Raw genomic sequence first — 20,163 nt, 5'->3', positions numbered from 1 at the left:
TCACTCCGGCAAGGATTCCAACTGGCGAACCAGCTCGTTGTAGGTGCAGCCTTGTGCAGCCACCTGATCCAATAGCCACTGCATGGAGGCTTCCGGTGCCTTGCTGGCAGACTGCTGTGACTCGATGGCCCGCATTTGCCGGTACCAGTGACTGACCTGCTGGATTGCTGCACGATTAGGGCGACGACGCACAGAAAAATATCCCGCCAATTGTGAATTGGCCGTGTAGTCTGGCGTGACATTGGCAAAAACCCAGTAGTACCCACCGTCAGAAGTTCGGTTTTTTACATAACCAAAAAACTCCTGACCAGCCTGTAAGGTGGCCCACATAAAACGAAAAACACCCCGGGGCATCTCAGGGTGTCGTATCAGATTGTGAGGTTTTCCCAGCAGCTGTGGTTCAGAATAGCCGGCAATTTCCATAAACCGGCGGTTGGCATAGGTGATGCGCCCTTTGGGATCTGTTTTGCTGACGATCAGGTCATCCTCATCCAGCCGGATTTCTTCTGCTCCGGTCATAGTGAGTGCTCCTTGTGGGGTGGAAAGGCCATGGAAAACTATCGTTTAAATATATAAACAAATAGTTTAGCCAGGCTGCCCCACAGGCGTTTGTAAATTTGTACAAAAGGTTAATCCAGGTCAAAAAACACCCGTCTGCAACAATCAGCCAACAGGATTTATCCCCATACTTCCACAGACTTATCCACAGAAAGGACCTAGCTTGGCAGTCTCTTAGAATAACCCCAGCGGATGGTCAGTTGCCAGGCTGCCAAGCAGCAGGCTGCTACCCAGCAGCAGAATAAACAAGCCACCCAGTACCGCCAAGAGTGCAGTAAACACGAACAATCGTCGTCCCTGCAGGCGTGACAGGCGCTGAGCCAGGTTACGAGCCTGCACAGCCAGTGTGGCCAGCAGGCCAACGGTCAACGCAGTACCCAGAGCCATGGCCATGGCAGACAACACACCTATCCACCAGAGCCCCAACAGGTTAGCCACCACCAGAACCAGTACCGCACCAGAGCAGGGCCGTAAGCCAATGGATAACAGCAGACCACCTTGCTCCCACCAGCTTTTGCCTTCAACCTGTTCAGGGGCAACATGGTGTACCTTGCCACAACTGGGACAGGGGGTAGCGCTGGCAGCAGGAGCCATTAATGATGAGCCACCTTGTACCGGTGTAAATGCCGTGATGTGCATGCTGCCTTGCTGCACCGGCGTAAAGCCGGTTTGAGCAACCAGCGGAGTATCCACCCTGGTGACCGGCTGCTGTCTGAGATGGTTCAGCAGTTGCCTGGCACCGCGCCAGATCAACCAGCAGCCCATCAGCGCCACCAGCGCAAAGCTGGCCATTTCAACATAGAGCACACTGGAAAAGGCTTCTCGGGCTAAACGCCCCAGGCCATGAACCAGCACAGTGACCAGCAATATGGCTGTCAGCCCTTGCAGCATGGCAGCAAGAAAAGACAACAATAATCCACGACGGAGCTTTTCCGGCTGAGTCAGCAGGTAGGTGGTTAATACTGCCTTGCCATGCCCGGGTCCGGCAGCATGGAACACACCATAAAAGAAGCTCAGCACCAGTAATGCCCAACCATGCTGCCAGCTACCCTGCTCACTGAGTTTTTCAATGCCATCAGCCAGGGCGCGATGATACTCGCGCTGTTTTTGCAGTATCCAGAAGGTTAACTGCTGCCATTGATTACGAAGGCTTGCAGCTTCCTGAGATGGTGCCACTCGCTCCACGGCTGCAGTGCTTGTTCGCTCTGCTGCAGGCAACCCCGGCAAGGGGGCAGCCAACAAGCTGCTGCTCAACAACAGCATCCATAGCAGTAGTAGAGGTTTTGTCATGCGCGCTCCTTTACCGCCAACCTGACCAGATGCACAAGCCCTGTGGCATCAAGGTCGGCAATCCAATACTACCCGCTCAGCAAAGTACTGACCTAACTGCGGGTCATCAGAGATGTCATCAACATCCAACGCCATAGCTTTTTCTATCTGTTCACTGCTTGGGTTGGGTGCTTCAAGCCGTACCCTACAGGCTGCATCCAGACTCTGTGTATCTACGCCTTGTTCGGGAATATGCAGGATTTCAATAAAATAACTGGGGTCATACACCTGATAGCTTACGCGCGCCTCGTTGAGAGACACGGGGTGTTGCAGCGGAAGCACAAAGCTGAACTCCACGCGCTGACCGATACGCATCAGGTTATAGTGTTGCACCTGCCCCACAGGCAATCTTCGGCCCTCACTGTGCAAGCGGGAAAAAAAATCAAAGCGCTGCAGATTGGCCACTACCTCACTGGCCAGCTCATCGTAACGTTTTTCCAGTTCACTGGATGGACCGCCACGTTGCAGCTCTTCAATCAGAATCAGGCTATAAAAGGGGTCAAATCGCCAGGCCTGCTGCAAACCGGTGAGCTGGCCCTGTTCATTCAGCAAGGGACGGACTCGCAGCTCCACCCAGACATGTGGGTGGGCAAAAGCCGTTGCTGAAATCAGCAAACAAAACAGCAGGAACACAACAGCCAACAAGGGCCGAGTCCGACAAGACATGGCAACAGATCACTCCACAAAAACAAAGCGGATAACTTGCCAGACTCGGACCTGCTTTACCAGCGATTGTTCCTGCCCACTTAAGGCTCGAGGGCGCTGAGCAGGGTTTCCAGATTATGTTCCATCATTTTCAGATAGGTGGCTGCCGGGCCGCTGGCATCCGAGAGGGCATCCGAGTAAAGGGTGCCGCCCAGTACTGCTCCGGTTTCACGCTTGAGCTGCTCCACCAGACGGGTATCCCCGATGTTTTCCATGAAGATGGCGCTTACCTTCTGCTGACGGATCTGACGCACCAGTGCTGCCATTTCAGCGGCAGATGGCTCGGATGCTGTGCTCACCCCCTGAGGTGCCACGAACTTGATGCCGTAGGTTTTTCCCAGATAACCGAAAGCATCGTGAGGTGTCAGTACAGTACGGCGCTCGGCTGGCAGGGCATCAAAACGTGCCTTCATGCGCTGATGCAAGGCCTGCATTTCTGCGACATAGGCTTCAGCCCGCTCGGTGTACCCGGCTTCACCGGCAGGATCCACGGCAATCAGACCTTTCTGGATGTTGCGCACATACTGCTGGGCCTGCTCCAGGCTCTGCCAGGCATGCGGGTCGTATTCACCGTGGTGGTGGCCTTCATGACCATGCGAATGACCATGTCCGTGTGAATGGCCGTGGCTGTGACCATGAGAATGGCCATGTGAATGATTGTGACCCCGCTCTTTTCCATGGTTATGGCTGTGAGCATGGCCAGTATCTGCTTTACGGTCATGCGAGTGACCATGACTGTGGCCATGCGAGTGGCCGTGGCTATGACCATGTGATTCCTGATGGTCATCCATACGCAAGCGGGTGATGCCCTCAGTGGCAATCACGCGTGTACCACGGTAACCACTGGCCTCCACCAGGCGGTTCATCCACCCCTTGAAGTCCAGGCCGTTTTCCACCACCAGACTGGCCTGAGCCAGCGTACGCGAATCGGAAGGGCGCGGCTGATAGGCATGAGCATCTTCATCAGCACCCACGAGGGTGATCACTTCAGCCCTCTCTCCAGCTACCTGACGGACCATATCCTGCAGGATACTGAAGGTAGTGACCACTTTCAGGGGTTGCTGTTGTGCAGTTGCCACCAGGGGAAGAGTAATCAGTGTTGCAGCCAGCAGGCCATGCAACCATTTTGAGTAACGCATATTTAACCTCGCTCAGGATTTCAGATGCTTGCCAGGATGTAACCAGCGTTTCAGCAGACCATCCCGACCCATAAAGAGTGAAAAGACATGCAGCAGACCCAACATCAAAATAATGGCCGGACCGGTTGGTAAATCCAGATGCCAGGACATCAGAAGCCCCAACCAGCAGCCCAGCATGGCCAGTGCAACCGCCGTAAACAGCAGTTGGTCCAGTTGTCTGGCCCAGAAACGTGCAGCCGTTGCCGGTAAAATCATGATGCCAACCGCCATCAAGGTGCCCAGTGCCTGAAAACCAGCCACCAGGTTTAATACCACCAACGCCAGAAAAACCAGGTGGGTGGGTGTGCCAATGTTGCTATGGCGCCGCAGAAAGTCAGGATCCAGGCACTCCAGCACCAGCGGACGCAAAAAAATGGCCAGCAAAATCAGCGTGATGGTGGCTATCCCGGCCAGCAGGATCAAGGCTTCATTGTTCAACGCCAGTACACTGCCAAATAACAGATGCAACAGATCTATATTGCGACTCTGGGTGGAAACCAGCAGCACCCCCAGCGCCAGTGACACCAGATAAAACACCGCCAGATTGGCGTCTTCCTTCAGCACCGTGATGCGCGCCAGACCACCGGCCAGTAACGCAACAATCCAGCCTGCAATCAGTCCGCCCAGCGTCATGGCTCCCAACGACAGTCCAGCCACCATATAACCCAACGCTGCACCGGGCAGAATGGCATGCGCCACCGCATCACCGGTCAGACTCATGCGTCGCAGCATCAGAAACACACCGACCGGCGTAGCACTGATCGCCAGCGCCAGACAGCCAATCAAAGCACGGCGCATGAAACCAAAATCAACAAAAGGCGCAAAAAGTGCCTGATAAACCGTCTCAATCATGCCGGTGTGCCTCCGGCATGGCAGACTCAACATCCAGGTCACAAACCGGTGCCAGAGGATCAAAAGGCGCTTGCATACGCCTTGCGCGCTCCAGATTTTGTGGCACCAGCACCTCTGCGGTTGGGCCAAAACCCAACACATCCCGAGCCAGCAACAGGCATAAGGGAAAATGCTCTCGTACCTGATTCAGGTCGTGCAGCACGGCTATTACCGTGCGCCCTTGCTGTTGCCACTGATGCACCAGCGCCAGCAGATCCTGAGTGGTCGACTCATCCACTGCGGCAAAAGGTTCGTCCAGCAGAATCAGTCCCGCATCTTCCAGTAATAACCGGGCAAACAGCACACGCTGTAATTGACCACCAGACAAGGAATCCAGGGAGCGCTGCTCAAAACCATCCATACCAACCTGATGCAGGGCATCGTGCACCGCACGGCGATTGGCACCACTGATGGCTGCAAAAGCACCCTGCCGTGGCCAGTGACCCAGACTGACAAAGTCCGCCACGCGCAGTGGAAAGTCCAGATCAAGTCGCGCCCGCTGCGGTAAATAAGCCATTTGCTGACGACCTGTGGGCCATATAAAACGGCCACCCAGTGGACGCAATTCACCCATCAGGCCTTTCAACAAAGTGGACTTGCCGCCACCATTGGGGCCAACCACCGCCAGCAGGTCACCCTGATGAATATGGCCGCTCAGGTGATGCACTGCCGGGTGGCGCTCATAACCCAGGGTCAGGTTTTCAAACTCGATAACCGGATTTTGTTGTCTGCTTTTCTGCATAAGGCTTGTTCCTAAGCTGTGGCCCATCTTGTCAACAACCACAACAAGCCCAGTACAGGGATCAATGCCAGCAGACGAGTGATCACTCCTTGCTGCAACAATGAAAAACGAACACGGCTCATGACTGCCTCAAATGTTATAACGTAACAATACTGGAATGCAAATTGAATGCACGAACCAGTACCAATTTATTCTTCTTTTTCTACCGGCTGCTCCAGCCCATTACCCAACATCACCGCCAGCCATTGTGTGGAAGGTGCCTGCTCCAGAGCAATCTTGACGATCATGGTCAGGGGAATCGAGAGGAACATACCTACCGCACCAAACAGCCAACCCCATAAGATCAAGGATAAAAACACCACCAGCGGTGACAAACCCAGTCCTTTACCCATAAAACGCGGCTCGACCAGATTACCCATCACCACATTAACAGCCAGGTAACCACTAGCCACCAGCAGCGCATCAGGAATACCCAACTGAACAACTGCCAGTAATACCGCCGGAATGGCAGCCAGTATTGAGCCGACATTGGGGATAAAGTTCATCAGCAACGCAATCAATCCCCATAATACGGGGAAGTCCAACCCTAACCACCAAACCCACAGGGTGATCAGCACACCGGTGATCAGACTGATGGTGGATTTGATCACCAGATACTTGTTGACCTGGCGCACAAAGTCACTGGCATGGCGCAGCTGTTTTTCCACACTGGGCACCGCCTGGCGCAGCTTCTGCCCAAAGGTGGCTTCTTCCAGCAGCAAAAACACCACAATAAACAGGATCAGAAACAGGTTGGTTAACAAGGAGCCCAGATTGCTCAATGCCTTGCCGACCCAATCCATCGCCTGGGAAGGATTCAGGTGTTCCAGCAACTGATCTCGTGTTACCGGCATACCAACTCGTTCCAGCAAGGGCAGCAGGCTGACCATTTCTGCTTCCAGGCGACGCTGATAATCCGGCAGACGGTTGATAAAACTGTCGATGGCGCTACCCACCACCAGGCCCAGCAAACCTCCAAACACCACCAGAAAGGCCACAATAATCAAAATCGCAGCAACTGGCGGCACCTTGTGGCGGGTCATAAAATGCAGAGGCGGCGTGCAGATGATGCCGATAAACAACGCCAGCATGATGGGTATTACAATGGTTTCAGCAGCCTTCAGGCCAGCCAGTATCACGACCAATGCCGCGATACCAACCAGCCAGGTCAGTCCTGAACTGCGGAATTTAAATGCCTGTGACATGAGTGCCTGCCCCGATGAATTGCAGGGCCAAGCTTACACCAGCAGCCCCCTGTAAACCATGGCACAAAACCCTACCGGGTGGATAAAGGGGTACAGGGAAAATCAAGCGGTCGGTGGTTCGTTTTTTTCAACCGGTGTTTTCAGCTGTTGTTTGAGTGCTTTGACGCGATCAACACCCTTGCGACGCTGAGCATAAATTACATCCAGCTTGATCTGAAGCTCATCAGCATCATCCCGCTTTGGCTTTTTTTCCAGCTTTTCACGCAACTTACGCTCTTTTTCCTTAAGCTCTTTCAACACCTTGCGAATGGCCTTGATTTCTTCCAACTGGGTTTTGGAGTCTGCATCCAGAAACCGGGTCAGCCGCTCCAATAATTTGTTTGCTTTCATCCGCTTGCTCCAGACATTCATCATTTCACCCCGTTGTCAGTGCCGATGCCGACAGCTGACAACAGGACAATTATCGGGAAGACTCCGAATCCTGCTCCATCAGCTGCTGCAGCTCTTTTTCATCAAGGCTCAGCGGCTCAGCTTGAGCTGCTACGGCAGGGCGAATCAGTGTATGCACTGCATCCAGTAAACTGCGACTGATCTCAGTGGCATAGTTCTCGTCATTCATGATGGATGTGGCAATGCTTGGAGCAATACGCCGATTCCGGATCATTTCATCCAGATCATCAATCATCTTGCGGCTGGCCTTTTCCAAAGACAGTTTTAGTGAATCCAATGACAGGGATGTGACATCTGAGGGCTCTTCCTTTAACAGTTCGCGCAATTCGCGCAGCAACTTGGCCAGTTGCAGGCGAATCTGGTCATAACGCTCACGCACCGCCAGATTGGATGACAGGCCGTGACGTGACAGGTTGTTATGCAGATGTTTCATGCCTTTCACCGCTTCCACAATGTCACGACTGGCCTGACGCAAGACATAAAGCTCTTCCGTGGCCGTTCGGGTCGACTCACGAGTCTGTGCCTCACCGATAAAGGCCACAATATCGCTGTGCAGGCTCTTGATTTTGGCTTCATACAGGTCTTCCACATCCAGTGGAATGATGCGACGGGTGTATTTGACTGCATCCGCCAGTGACTCATCGGATTCAATGGTGGCACGCTTCAGACTCAAACCATGTGCCAGCAATCCAAAAGCATTGTCGAACAGATGCTGCACTTCCTTGCGCACCGCATTCACCACGGTGGCAGGGGTTTCCAATGCTTCGGGAAAAAGATACAGGGGCTTTTCCGTGGTTTTGGCTTCAAAGCGGATGTGGCGGATCAAGGCGGCTTCCAGCTTGCCGACAAAGGGCGTTAACATCACCACACCCAGCAGGTTGAACAGGGTGTGGAAAAGCGCCAGCTTGAGCAGGTAATCCTGCTCCCTGATCCCCAGTAGTTCAGCCAGTACATCAACCAACTGACCCAACTGGGTAATAAAACTGATCGCCACAACTGCGGTAAGCACGTTAAACAGTACGTGGGAAGCTGCCAGGCGTTTGCCACCCAGGTTGGAGGCAATACTGCCCAGCACGATGGTGATGGTACTGCCCAGATTGGCGCCGATGGCCAGTGCCAGGGCATTTTCATAATTCACCTGGCCCGCTGACAAGGCAGTGATGATGATCAGCAGGCTGGCATGGCTAGATTGCATGATTACAGTAATCAACATCCCGATCAGGGTGAATACCAGTACACCGGCCAGCCCAGTCATGGCATATTCTGTAAGGTCAAATGTTTGCTGGAAGGCTTCAAAACCTTCCTTCATGAAATGAATCCCCAGAAACAGAAAGGCAAATCCCAGCATCAAAGAGCCAATGCCTTTGCGTACCTTGCTTTTCTGCATCATGAACACCATGCCAAACACCAGCACCGGCATGGCATAAGCGGCAATATCCACCTTCAGACCCAGACCGGCAATCAACCAGGCTCCGGTGGTGGTACCGATATTGGCACCCATGATGATGCCGATACCGGCAGCCAGGGTGATCATTTCGGCACTGACAAAAGAGACAGTAATCAGCGAGACCAGTGAGCTGGATTGCATCACCGTGGTGCTGGTCATGCCAAATGCCAGACTTTTCCACAGTCGGTCGGTGGATTTACGCAGGATGGTTTCCAGCGTACCGCCGGTGAATGCCTTGAAACCTTCCTCAAGACACAACATGCCAAACATGAACAGTGCCACACCGGCAGCAATTTCCATAAAGTCGGCATTGGCCCACAGGGCATAAGCCAAAAACAGCAGTACTGCAGGGAAGGTGAATTTTTTCAGCATGATCGAGCAGGTTTCCTTGCTGGCTCTCTGGGATAGTTGTTATGGCGCTGGCAGAAACAGGTCTGGATCCACCCTGGCTCCATTCAGGCTCATGGTCCAGTGTAGATGAGGCCCGGTGGAACGGCCAGTGGTGCCGATCTGACCGATCACCTGGCCAGCTTCAACCCGGTCACCCACCTTCAGATCAGCAAAGGCATGCATGTGGCAGTACATGCTGGTCATGCCCTGACCATGATCGATCACCACGGTTTTACCGTTAAAAAAGTAATGGTTCTGCGCCACAATGCGCCCCGGCAAAGCCGCTACTATCGGGGTGCCCTGCGGGGCAGCAATATCCAGTCCGTTGTGTGGATTGCGAGGCTGATCATTAAAAACCCGACGAAATCCGAAAGGACTGGTCCGTCGCCCTTCCAGCGGCAATGTCACCTCAGACGGCAGCTGTTCCTGCGCGGGCCTGAAAATATCCATGGCACCACGCAGCTCGGGTGTTTCACGCCGTACCCGAGCCAGGTCTTCCGGCGACAGGTCAACATGGCGTGGCTCCACATTCAGGCGCTGCTCAGGGTAGTCCTTGTGATTCACCTCAAAAGCCAGCGGCACATCACCATCACGGGTACGCCACAAGGCCGCCACCAGCCCGGGGGACTGGCTCAGCGGAATACCCACCCAGGCATACCAGCGCCCATCGTGCCGCGCGGTGTACACCCGACGATCATTAAAAAACACATGGGGTGCTGATTCGCTGCGCTGAGGAATCTCGATAATGGCAATACCGCCCGGCACACGATCTTCACGGGGCCAGAAGGCCGCCTGCACAGCACCTGGAAGCCATAACAAAAGTGCCAACAACAGGATCACCAGTGGATTTAATTTTGCCTGACCCGTGTTTTGGCGGGCTTGCTGACTTTGCATCGGTTTCTCCACTGACTTCATGACTCAATCCTTACCTTTTCCACTCGACAGTCCAGGCTGCCTTCTGCCAGTCGCACTTTCACCGGATCACCGGGTTTGATCTGCTTGCTGCTGCGCAGAACCTCACCGGTTTCACTGCTGGCCAGTGCATAACCTCGATTCAGGGTATTTAATGGACTGATGGCATGCAGGCGTGCAGCCAGAGACTGCAGACGCTCCCGATCCAGCCGCTGATGCGATGCCAGCCCTTGCTGCAGACTTTTTTGCCACTGCTGCAAGCGCTGTTGTTGGCGCAGAATTTCCCTTCGGGGTGATGCCGCACCCAGGCGTTCGTTCAGACGCTGCCATTGCTGCCCCATCAACGCCAGTCTGCGACAGGGCTGTTGCGCCTGCAAACGCAATACCAGCTGCTGCAATCGCTGTTGCTGCTGCTTGAGCAGCCGGTTCGGACTGGCGGCACGCAGACTGAGGCTGTCCAGGTGCTGCTGGGCACCTCGCAGCCGGCTGAAAAAAGCCTGTATCAAGCGGCCTTGCTGAACATCCAGCTGTTGTTGCAGGTGCTGGCGATCCGGGCTGACGGCTTCGGCTGCCGCTGAGGGAGTGGGCGCGCGCAGATCAGCAACAAAATCCACCAGGGTAAAATCGGTTTCATGTCCCACCCCGGTAACAACCGGCATGGCTGAAGCTGCCACCATACGGGCCAGGGTTTCATCATTAAATGCCTGCAAATCCTCCAGACTGCCACCACCACGTGCCAGCAACAAAACCTGCGGCTGGCCATGATACTGCGCCAGCGCCATGGCTCGACGTAAGCTGGCGGGGGCTTCCTGACCCTGCACCAGCGCCGGATAAACCAGCACTTCTGCCAGTGGCCAACGGCGTTTCAACACCTGCAGTACATCACGCAGGGCGGCTCCCTGCAGCGAGGTGATCACGCCAATGCGCTGTACCAGGGGTGGGAGGGGGCGTTTGCGCTCGCTGGCAAAAAGACCTTCAGCCGCCAGCTTCTGTTTCAGGGCTTCCAGCCTGGCCAGTAAATCACCTTCACCGCTGAAACGCAGTTGTTCGGCCAGAAGCTGATACTGTCCGCGCCCTTCATAAAGGCTGACGGTACCGCACAGCAGCAGCCGGTCACCATTGCGCGGCTGACGCACCAGCAATTGATTGCGCCCGGCAAACATGACACAGGAAACCTGGGCACGCTCATCCTTTAATGAGAAATACCAGTGCCCGGCAGCAGAAGCCATGAAGTTGGAGACCTCACCCTCGACCCAGACCTGCGCCAACCCCTGCTCCAGCAACTGCCGGGCACGGGCATTAAGCTGGCTGACCGTAAGGCTTGCCACCAACCCTGAAGGGGTGCCCGAAACCAGCGGTGCGTGCACTGAAGGAACTCAGAAGCCGATAAAACGGGCTACCGGCAGTCCCGCCATTTGTGCCAGCAAACCCACAGCCACATTGCTGACCAGGTTGATGCCGAGGAACACAAAAATGGGTGACAGATCCAGCCCACCCAAGCTGGGAATGAACTTGCGCACAGGTGCCAGCAAGGGCTCAATCAACTGATGCACCAGCAGCGCACCGGGGTGTGCTGCCTGGGGAGCAACCCAGCTGAGGATGATGGAAATGATCAGTGCAAAGAAATAAAGATCCAGGATGGTTTTGACCACACCAGCCACACCACCGACAAAAATACTGCCGATACCTGCCAGCTGTCCGGTCATCTGCAGCGCCAGAAAGATGCCCAGCGACTTCAGCAGCACTGCCAGCAGCAGGCTTGCCGGATCTATCCGGCCCACCGGACGCAACAGGGTCTGCAATGGCAGGATCACAGGGTTGGTTGCCTTCACGATGCCCTGAGTGATGGGGTTGAAATAATCCGCTTTACTCAGGTGCAGCAGAAAACGCAGCACAACAATAAAAGTGGCGAGATGAAACAACAGCTGAATGAATGATGCCATGCCTGCACCCATGCCCATAAATATCTCCGCTTGATTCGCTGTGTAAAGGTTTGCCGCTATTCTACGTCAGCCACTGTCCGGCTTCAGCCTTTTGCTGCATCAATTCAACCTTTCAGGGTTTCTGCCAGCTCTGCAGCCCGTTTTGCCGCTGCTGCCGTGGCCGCTTCCACCATGCCTCGCAGGTCAGCCGCCTCAAAGGTCAGCACCGCGCGCTCGGTAGTGCCACCCGGCGAAGTCACCTTGCGACGCAGCTCTGCCGGTTCATCAGTACCTGCCACCAGCATCTGCCCGGCACCGGCAGCTGTCTGCAACGCCAGTTGCCTTGCCAGATCGGTCGGCAACCCCAGTTTTTCACCGGCAGTGACCAGAGCTTCCGTGAACAGGAAATAATAAGCAGGGCCGGAACCGGAAATGGCGGTCACGGCATCCAGCTGGACCTCAGATTCCACCCACAAGGCCTGACCCACAGCCTTGAACAGGGTTTCCACCCAGCCACGCTGTTCTGCCGTGACATCCGGCAGGGCATAAAGTCCGGCGACACCAGCACCCAGCAGGGAGGGTGTATTGGGCATCGAACGTACCAGTGGCAGCGATCCACCCAGCCACTGCAGCAGGATTTCGGTGGTTAATCCGGCGGCAATGCTCAGCACCAACGGGCGGCGCGCCTGTACACCACTAGCCAGCTCGGTACAAACCGCTTTCATGGCTTGAGGTTTTACACCCAACACCACCAGATCTGCAGTTGCCACTGCCTGCAGGTTATCTGTTGAGGTTTGAATACCGGTTTCAGCAGCCAACCCTTGCAAGGACTCCGGATCACGGCTGGTAGCCAGAATAAGTTCAGCAGGGTAACCCTGACGGATCAGGCCACGAATAATGGCACCGCCCATGTTGCCAGCACCAATAAAAGCCAGCTTTGGAAGTTTTGTGTTGGTTGTACTCATGGTTTACCTTGTATTCGGTTCAGAGTTTTCCCGGGATCCGGGGTGGTTTCCAAGGCTTTGGGATTGCGGGCACCAAAAATGGCGGTACCAATACGCACCAGACTGCTGCCTTCTGCAATGGCGGCCTCAAGGTCACCACTCATACCCATCGACAGGCAATCCAGTGGCTGTTCCGGTAAAACCTGCTGCAGGTTTTCCAGCAACCGGCGCATTTGTGCAAAAGCCCTGCGCTGCACCGTCACATCTTCAGTGGCTTCAGGAATACACATCAAGCCACGCAACTGTAAATGGGGTAGCTGGGTCACCGTGCTTGCCAGTGCCTGAACGGCATCCGGTGCAACACCTGACTTGGTTGCTTCACCACTGACATTCACCTGAATCAACACCTGCAAGGGTGCTTTTCCAGGCGGACGCTGATCATTCAGCCGTTGCGCCACCTTTTCCCGGTCCAGGGTGTGCAGCCAGTCAAAGTGGCTGGCGATATCCCGCGTTTTATTGGATTGCACCGGGCCAATAAAATGCCATTCCAGACCGGGCAGATGTGCCAATGCCTGTTGTTTCTGCAGGGCTTCCTGCAGATAGTTTTCACCAAAGGCGGTTTGTCCGGCAGCAACAGCCTCAGCCACAACTTCAGCAGGCTGGGTTTTGCTGACAGCCAAAATTTTGACTTCAGCGGGGTTGCGACCAAATTTATGACAGGCTTGCCCTACCTGTTCGCGCACCTTTGCGATATGCTCAGCAATTACAGAATGCAACATCTTTTCACTTTGTTGTTTGAATAGCCCGGAACTGCGATTTCTTTCACCTGCCAGAGGATTGTGGATGGATATTACAGAATTGCTGGCCTTCTGCGCAAAACAGAAGGCATCGGACCTGCACCTGTCATCAGACTTACCACCGATGATCCGAGTGGATGGCGACATCAAGCGTGTTAATGTCCCAGCCATGGATCACAAGGAAGTGCATGCTCTGGTGTACGACATCATGAACGACAAGCAGCGCCGGGATTTTGAAGAGTTCCTTGAAGTGGACTTTTCCTTTGAACTGCCCGGCCTGGCGCGTTTTCGTGTTAACGCCTTTAACCACAACCGGGGGGCAGGCGCCGTATTTCGCCTGATTCCCTCCACTGTGTTAACGCTGGATCAGCTTGGCATGGGTGATATTTTTCGTAATCTGGCACAGGTCCCTCGGGGCCTTGTGCTGGTTACCGGGCCCACCGGTTCGGGTAAGTCCACGACCCTGGCCGCCATGGTTGATTATGTTAATGAGCGCAAGAATGGTCACATCCTGACCATTGAGGATCCGATTGAATTTGTGCACGAATCCAAAAAATGCCTGATTAACCAGCGGGAAGTACATCGCGACACCCTGGGCTTCTCGGAAGCATTACGCTCTGCACTGCGTGAAGACCCGGATATCATCATGGTGGGTGAAATGCGCGACCTGGAAACCATCCGCCTGGCACTGACAGCTGCCGAAACCGGCCACACCGTATTCGGTACCCTGCACACCACCAGCGCCGCCAAGACCATTGACCGGATCGTGGACGTGTTCCCGGCGGAAGAAAAGTCGATGGTACGCTCGATGCTGTCCGAGTCACTGCAGGGCGTTATTTCACAGATGCTGCTGAAGAAGGAAGGCGGCGGTCGTGTGGCTTGTCATGAAATCATGATCGGCACCCCGGCCATCCGCAACCTGATCCGGGAAGACAAGATTGCCCAGATGTATTCTGCCATTCAGACAGGCTCCGCTCACGGCATGATGACCATGGACCAGGCATTGAAACAACTTCTCTCCAAGGGACTGATCTCAAAAGAGATTGCCCGTGAAAAAGCCAAACAGCCGGAAACATTTTAAGCCATGAAATTCACCGACTTCCTCAAGGAAATGGCTGATCGCAAGGGCTCGGACCTGTTTATCACCACTGGCATGATGCCGAGCATGAAGGTAGATGGACAGCTGGCACCCCTCACCGATCAGAAACTCAGCCCGGATCAGGCTCGTGACCTGGTTCTGGGCGTGATGAACCAGGAGCAGCGCGAAGAGTTTCGCAAGAACAAGGAGTGCAACTTTGCCATCAGTGCACCGGGTATTGGACGCTTCCGGGTCAGCGCCTTTTTCCAGCGCAACCAGGTGGGCATGGTGCTGCGCCGTATTGAGTTCAACATTCCCCAACTGGATGACCTGCGCCTGCCAAAAATCATCAAGGATCTGGCCATGACCAAACGGGGGTTGATCCTGTTTGTTGGTGCCACCGGCACCGGTAAGTCCACCTCGCTGGCCTCGATGATTCAGTATCGTAATGAAAATGCCCGTGGGCACATCATCAGCATTGAAGACCCCATCGAGTTCATCCACCCTCACAAACAAAGCATCGTGACCCAACGTGAAGTGGGCATTGATACTGAAAGCTTTGAAGTGGCGCTGAAAAACACCCTGCGCCAGGCCCCGGATGTGATCATGATCGGTGAAGTGCGTACCCGTGAAACCATGGAGTATGCACTGGCCTTTGCTGAAACCGGACACCTGTGTCTGGCCACCCTGCACGCCAACAATGCTGACCAGGCACTGGAACGGGTGATCAACTTCTTCCCGCAGGAAAGGCATAACCAGATTTTCATGGACCTGTCGCTGAACCTGCGTGGCATCGTTGCCCAGCAACTGCTGCCGATGAAAGATGGTAAGGGTCGTCGTGCAGCCATTGAAGTGCTGCTGAACACGCCGCTGGTATCAGACATCATCCGCAAGGGTGAAGTACACCAGTTGAAAGGCCTGATGAAAAAATCCCGTGAAGCCGGCATGCAGACCTTTGACCAAGCCCTGTTTGACCTGTTTTCAGCAGGTGAAATCACTGAGCAGGACGCTTTACAACATGCTGACTCACCCAACGATTTGCGCCTGATGATCAAACTCGGCACTGCAGATGCAGATAACAACTCGTCTGCTTTTGACAAGGCTGGCAGCAAGTTCACCCTGCAAGACTAGTACGTTGAGTTAAAAAAGCCGCCCGGGGGAGGGCGGCAAAAGACTCGCTTGATGATGAGGAGAACCTGAAAGGCGGGAACCAAGCCACAGAATGCTGACATGAAACCTGTTCAGGTGGAGGGATCTCGCGACCCGTAAATCAATGATAAGCATTCTCATTGAAGCTTGCAAGCACTTTTTTGAGAAAAATTCTCATTGGATCCCTGTCGGTGTATTTTTCATGCCTGACCATTTATTTTCTTGGCGGCAATGGAAGATCCGGCAACTGACGATAAACCGCCTGCATCGCCAGTTGATCAAAATAACGGCTCTGGCGCTCTTCACCCAGTGCCGCATACAAACGGCTCATTTCTGCACACAACTGATTGCTGGCTTCCTGACGATAACTGGCCTGATAGTACTCCAGTGCCTTGCCCCACAATTCCAGTTGCTGGCTGATGCGTGCCAGCGCATGCAACAAAGCCGCATCATTGGGACGTTCCTGCAGCCATTTTTCGGCTTCCAGCAGTCGACGGCGCGCCTCGGCTTCCACCGGCAACAAACCATAGGCTTCAATCAATCGGGCTGACCAGTGATCCCTGAGACTGCGCTTCAACAGCTGCTCAGCTTTTGAATAGTCCTGATGCTTCAACAACACCCGTAACCAGGCCAGCACCAGATCATCCTCGTGTTTAAGCCGTGATGGCAGGCTTTCCCATAGCTCGCTGACCGCTGCCAGCTGGTTTTGCTGCTGATCACGCAGCAACTCATCAAAACGTCGCAGGTAAACCTGACGCTCCAGCTGGGTCAACTCTTCAGGTGAACAGATATGGTGACGCTGCAACTCTGGCAGCAACTGCATCAGGGGTTTCCAGTCAGCCAGCGCCAGATGTACATCCTTCAAGTGACGTAACACCAGTGGGTGATTGGGTACTTTCTGATGTAACCGCACCAGGGTGGCCAATGCCTGCTCATAGTGTCCCTGATCCAGCTGAATACGAGCCTGAGTGAAATCCACTGCCAACCCGGCATCGGGTGTGCTGGCTTCGGCAGCACGCAGCAGGCGCTCGGTTTCTTCTTCCTTACCTTCATAGTGTGCAGCCTGAGCCGCAGCCAGATAGTTGATCAGTGGTGCACCGCTATCTGTCGCCGAGCGGGACAAGAGCTTGCGGGCCTTGCGCCAGCGGCCCTGGGATAACTCCAGCAAACCACGAACGGTGGCGCGCAGGGCGCGCTGGCTCTTAAAGCGCTGATGACGGTTTTTCAGGCCACGCAAGGGGTGGGACAACCAGCCCAGAAGGTGCAGCAGCCAGGCAGCCACTAGCCAGCTGATGATTAACAGAAGCAGGCCAGTCCAGAAGGACATTTCGATACTGGTCTGACCATCCGGCAGCACCACCAACAGGTAACCCGTACCTTTCATCAGTTGCTGACCGGCCAATGCAGCCAATGCCAGAACACCCAATAACAGCAAGATACGCCGGATCATGGAGCATCTCCCTGCTGCGCTTCTTCACCCGATACCGGCAAGGGCACACCATAACGCTGTGCAATGAAGGTTTGCAGTGCATCCAGACTGGACTGGATATTCGGTAAAACCCGGCTGACAGATTGCTCCCTGAGTCCTGTTAATTGCTGCTGCATCAACCGGGTGGATTCCAGTTCTGGATCAAAACCTTCCAGACGCTGCCAGGCCCTTTCAAGGCTGGCCTGATAAAGTGGCTCCTCGCCCCGTAGTGCAGCCCAGGCCGCCTGTTGCAACAGCGCACTTAACTGGTGCCGCAAAGCCAGCTCATCTTCAGTGAAAGGCAAGGATTGAATCGGCAGCTCACGCTTGCGAACCACCACCAGGCTACGAATTTCCAGCCACAAAGCCTCGTACCAGCGCAGGTTTTCTGCTTCCACCACACGATCCAGACTCAGTGCCGGCATCACAGGTAACGAATAGACTTTCAATGCCAAAGCCTGATCCGCCATCTCCTGCAACTCCAGCGCCAGCGAAACCCTGTCAATCTTGTGAATATTCCGTAAAGCTTCGATGTCTTCCAGTAGTCGAGCCCTGACCGCCAGGGTTCCAGGTACATCAGCCTGCTTTAAGCGCTGGTCTGCGGTTTTAAACAGTGTCAGAGCCCCCTGAACATCCTCCTCCAGCTGCAAACGCTGGTTGGCCAGTCGCAACAGGTACTCCACCTCTGCCAACAGCCAGTCACGCGGCCTGGGCTCAGCAGCCTTCAACAAGGCTTGCTGCATCTGTTCCAGTTGCAGGTGATACTGATGCAGACTTGCCGCGACCTGCTGTTGTTGCTGCTGTTGCTGAGTTTCCAGCAGCTGCAGGGGTTGCAGTGCGGCATCCAGTTGCTGGTGGGTGGGTTGAGACTCCACCTGTTGCTGCAGCGCCAGGAGTTGTTGACTGGTTTGTTCTGCCTGTTGATGCGCCAGCCAGGCGACACCACCGGAAACAACCAGCGCCAGCAGAGCGAGCAGACTGACCAGCAGGTGCAACCCCCGTCTTGCGGTGGGGCTGTTTACCGCTGGGCTATTTGCGGCAGGATCACTTGCAGCAGCACTATCGGATGATCCGGCACTACGGCTGTCCGATGATTCCGGCTCCTGCGCCTGGTTCACCGCTCCACTTTCCTGTGGTACTTCCTGTTGGGGCTCGTCCTTTGCTGTGGCTTCATCGGCAGTTTTTTTGTCGGACATGCCGTTTCCTCATGATGGGTCAATCGGTAGCCAGCCGCTGCAGCTGCTGCAAGCTGTCCAGAATAGCTTCTGCACCTGCACCTTCGGTGCAGATCAGTTGCTGGAATCCCAGGGTCTCAGCCTGGCGCACAAGGCGATGACTCGGCAAGAGCAACCAGCGCTGCTGCTGCAGTTGTTTCACCTGTTCCGCACTGGGTAAGTACTGTTGCGCAAACTCCAGGTACTGCTCCAGTCCTTCGCCACTGGTGACCACCATCACCGGGTAATCGCCGGTCAGCAGGTCCTGGAGCTGCTCCAGTTTCAAGCGGGGTTTAACGCGCTGGTAAAGAGGTAACACATCCACTCGGGCACCCCGCTCGACCAGTGCCTGCTCCAGCAATGGACGGCCACCTTCCCCTTTAACCAGCAGTACTCGCTGCCCACTCAGATCCTGCAAAGCATCCAACGCCAGCAGGTCTTCACTGCGATCACCGGTTAATGGGCATTCAGCCACTATGCCTGCCTGCTCCAGTCGCTGGCGGGTGCCTGCACCCACGGTGTACCACTGAACACCCACGGGCCATTGTGGCCAGAAGTCATCCAGCACCTCCAGCAACTGTTCGGCGGCGCTGGGACTGATCACCACCACTCGGTGATAACAATCCAGATCCAGCAGCCATTGCTTTTGTTGGGGTGACACGGGCAAAGGCTCAATCGCCAACAATGGAATATTCACCGCAGTATAACCAGCCGCAGCCAGTGGCTGTAATAAACGATCAGCCTGTGCCAGCGGCCGGGTGGTTAAAACACGAGGCAAATGGGCCAAGGTCAGTCCACCTTAAACCCATAGACCTGGGTCAGAATCTCACCAGCACCCTGCTCAAGCAACAATTCAGCTACCTTTACACCCAACGCCTGTGGATTACTGGCGGGGCCACGCGCTTCGGCTCGCAGGATGCGACTGCCTTCCGGTTCTCCGACCAGTGCCCGCAGCCACAGCTGATCATCTTCCAGCAGGGCATAACCCCCGATCGGCACTTGGCAACCCCCTTTCAGGCGGGTATTCATGGATCGCTCGGCAGCAACACACAGTGCTGATTCAGGGTGATTCAGGGGAGCCACCAGTGCCGCCGAGCGCTCGTCTCCGGTGCGCAATTCAATGCCCAGCGCGCCCTGACCACAGGCAGGCAGGGAAACATCCGCCGGAATTTCCTGACGGATGCGATCGCCCAGCCCCATGCGCTGCAGCCCGGAAGTGGCCAACAGGATGGCGTCATACTCTCCGGCATCCAGCTTGCCGATGCGGGTTTGCAGGTTACCCCGCAACCACTGCACTTTCAGATCCGGCCGACTGGCCAGCAACTGGCAACTGCGACGCAGGCTGGAGGTGCCGATCACCTTGCCAGCGGGAATGGCGTCCAGACTGGTGTAGTTGTTGGATACCAGTGCATCTGTCGGTGCGTGGCGCTCGAGAATTGGCCCCAGCTCCAGCCCTTCCGGGAACTCCATCGGCACATCTTTCATGGAGTGCACCGCTATGTCAGCCTCACCATTCAGCATGCAGGCCTCCAGCTCTTTCACAAACAAACCCTTGCCACCAATTTTGGACAGGGGAGTGTTGAGAATAATGTCGCCCTGGGTCTTGATTGGCACCAGCACCACCTCCAGACCAGGGTGCAGGGCTTCAAGCCTTGCCTTGACGTGTTCTGCCTGCCAGAGGGCAAGCGGGCTGCGGCGGGTGGCAATTCTCAGTTGGGACACAGGGACTCCAGAGTTCAGTTCAG

The 20,163-nt window shown here is 55.1% G+C and carries 20 protein-coding genes; 2 read left to right on the top strand and 18 right to left on the bottom strand.

The window, feature by feature from the left end; translation table 11 throughout:
• The 14 genes from BT114_RS07785 to BT114_RS07720 form a co-directional block, all read right to left on the bottom strand.
• Positions 1-519 (bottom strand): PAS domain-containing protein, encoded by a 519-nt coding sequence (locus BT114_RS07785; RefSeq protein ID WP_072325794.1) that lies wholly within the window; start codon positions 517-519, stop codon positions 1-3.
• A gap of 213 nt (positions 520-732) precedes the next feature.
• Entirely contained in the window at positions 733-1,848 is a 1,116-nt protein-coding gene (locus BT114_RS07780) for a nickel/cobalt transporter (RefSeq protein WP_072325793.1), read from the bottom strand.
• A 48-nt stretch (positions 1,849-1,896) separates the two neighbouring features.
• Positions 1,897-2,532 (bottom strand): DUF1007 family protein, encoded by a 636-nt coding sequence (locus tag BT114_RS07775; protein ID WP_177247058.1) that lies wholly within the window; start codon positions 2,530-2,532, stop codon positions 1,897-1,899.
• 101 nt (positions 2,533-2,633) lie between these two features.
• Positions 2,634-3,731: a metal ABC transporter solute-binding protein, Zn/Mn family gene (locus BT114_RS07770; protein ID WP_072325791.1), complete on the bottom strand. Its 1,098-nt coding sequence runs from the start codon at positions 3,729-3,731 to the stop codon at positions 2,634-2,636.
• Positions 3,732-3,743: 12 nt separating this feature from the next.
• Positions 3,744-4,622 (bottom strand): metal ABC transporter permease, encoded by an 879-nt coding sequence (locus tag BT114_RS07765; protein WP_072325790.1) that lies wholly within the window; start codon positions 4,620-4,622, stop codon positions 3,744-3,746.
• Positions 4,615-5,403: a metal ABC transporter ATP-binding protein gene (locus BT114_RS07760; RefSeq protein ID WP_072325789.1), complete on the bottom strand. Its 789-nt coding sequence runs from the start codon at positions 5,401-5,403 to the stop codon at positions 4,615-4,617. Before BT114_RS07760 ends, BT114_RS07765 begins: the two co-directional genes overlap by 8 nt.
• Positions 5,404-5,591: 188 nt before the next feature.
• Positions 5,592-6,647, bottom strand: a complete 1,056-nt coding sequence (locus BT114_RS07755) for an AI-2E family transporter (RefSeq protein WP_072325788.1) — start codon at positions 6,645-6,647, stop codon at positions 5,592-5,594.
• Between the two features lie 102 nt (positions 6,648-6,749).
• Positions 6,750-7,037 carry a hypothetical protein gene (locus BT114_RS07750; RefSeq protein ID WP_072325787.1) on the bottom strand — a complete coding sequence of 96 codons (288 nt, stop codon included), beginning with the start codon at positions 7,035-7,037 and terminating at the stop codon, positions 6,750-6,752.
• 70 nt (positions 7,038-7,107) lie between these two features.
• Positions 7,108-8,916 carry a Na/Pi cotransporter family protein gene (locus BT114_RS07745; RefSeq protein WP_072325786.1) on the bottom strand — a complete coding sequence of 603 codons (1,809 nt, stop codon included), beginning with the start codon at positions 8,914-8,916 and terminating at the stop codon, positions 7,108-7,110.
• A gap of 39 nt (positions 8,917-8,955) precedes the next feature.
• Positions 8,956-9,849: a peptidoglycan DD-metalloendopeptidase family protein gene (locus BT114_RS15285; protein ID WP_084662003.1), complete on the bottom strand. Its 894-nt coding sequence runs from the start codon at positions 9,847-9,849 to the stop codon at positions 8,956-8,958.
• Positions 9,846-11,174, bottom strand: coding sequence for an exodeoxyribonuclease VII large subunit (gene xseA / locus BT114_RS07735; RefSeq protein ID WP_218163472.1), 1,329 nt, complete (start codon positions 11,172-11,174; stop codon positions 9,846-9,848). The genes BT114_RS15285 and xseA overlap by 4 nt, the downstream gene beginning before the upstream one ends.
• Positions 11,175-11,222: 48 nt before the next feature.
• Entirely contained in the window at positions 11,223-11,789 is a 567-nt protein-coding gene (locus tag BT114_RS07730) for a YggT family protein (RefSeq protein WP_245770407.1), read from the bottom strand.
• 104 nt (positions 11,790-11,893) lie between these two features.
• A complete protein-coding gene (proC, locus tag BT114_RS07725; RefSeq protein ID WP_072325784.1) occupies positions 11,894-12,733 on the bottom strand; it encodes a pyrroline-5-carboxylate reductase in 840 nt (279 codons plus the stop codon).
• The gene (locus BT114_RS07720; protein ID WP_072325783.1) at positions 12,730-13,491 is read right to left on the bottom strand and encodes a YggS family pyridoxal phosphate-dependent enzyme; all 762 of its coding nucleotides are present in this window, start codon (positions 13,489-13,491) and stop codon (positions 12,730-12,732) included. Before BT114_RS07720 ends, proC begins: the two co-directional genes overlap by 4 nt.
• A 64-nt stretch (positions 13,492-13,555) precedes the next feature.
• On the opposite strand from BT114_RS07720, the gene BT114_RS07715 reads away from it, so the two are divergent.
• Positions 13,556-14,590 carry a type IV pilus twitching motility protein PilT gene (locus BT114_RS07715; RefSeq protein WP_072325782.1) on the top strand — a complete coding sequence of 345 codons (1,035 nt, stop codon included), beginning with the start codon at positions 13,556-13,558 and terminating at the stop codon, positions 14,588-14,590.
• Positions 14,591-14,593: 3 nt separating this feature from the next.
• Positions 14,594-15,718, top strand: coding sequence for a PilT/PilU family type 4a pilus ATPase (locus BT114_RS07710; RefSeq protein WP_072325781.1), 1,125 nt, complete (start codon positions 14,594-14,596; stop codon positions 15,716-15,718).
• Between the two features lie 232 nt (positions 15,719-15,950).
• Here BT114_RS07710 and BT114_RS07705 read toward each other — a convergent pair whose 3' ends face one another.
• Genes BT114_RS07705 through hemC form a run of 4 tightly spaced genes read right to left on the bottom strand, consistent with a single transcriptional unit; the run spans position 15,951 to position 20,140 of the window.
• On the bottom strand, positions 15,951-17,186 hold the full coding sequence (locus BT114_RS07705) for a heme biosynthesis HemY N-terminal domain-containing protein (RefSeq protein ID WP_072325780.1): 1,236 nt from the start codon (positions 17,184-17,186) through the stop codon (positions 15,951-15,953).
• Entirely contained in the window at positions 17,183-18,400 is a 1,218-nt protein-coding gene (locus BT114_RS07700) for a uroporphyrinogen-III C-methyltransferase (protein WP_072325779.1), read from the bottom strand. The genes BT114_RS07705 and BT114_RS07700 overlap by 4 nt, the downstream gene beginning before the upstream one ends.
• 19 nt (positions 18,401-18,419) lie before the next feature.
• Entirely contained in the window at positions 18,420-19,205 is a 786-nt protein-coding gene (locus BT114_RS07695) for a uroporphyrinogen-III synthase (RefSeq protein WP_072325778.1), read from the bottom strand.
• Positions 19,206-19,207: 2 nt separating this feature from the next.
• Positions 19,208-20,140 carry a hydroxymethylbilane synthase gene (gene hemC / locus BT114_RS07690; RefSeq protein ID WP_072325777.1) on the bottom strand — a complete coding sequence of 311 codons (933 nt, stop codon included), beginning with the start codon at positions 20,138-20,140 and terminating at the stop codon, positions 19,208-19,210.
• Between the last annotated feature and the right edge of the window lie 23 nt (positions 20,141-20,163).

Source organism: Marinospirillum alkaliphilum DSM 21637 (genome assembly GCF_900119735.1).
GTDB classification, from domain to species: domain Bacteria; phylum Pseudomonadota; class Gammaproteobacteria; order Pseudomonadales; family Halomonadaceae; genus Marinospirillum; species Marinospirillum alkaliphilum.
The sequence above is the reverse complement of the archived record's forward strand: the minus strand, read 5'-3'. Positions and strand labels throughout refer to the sequence as shown.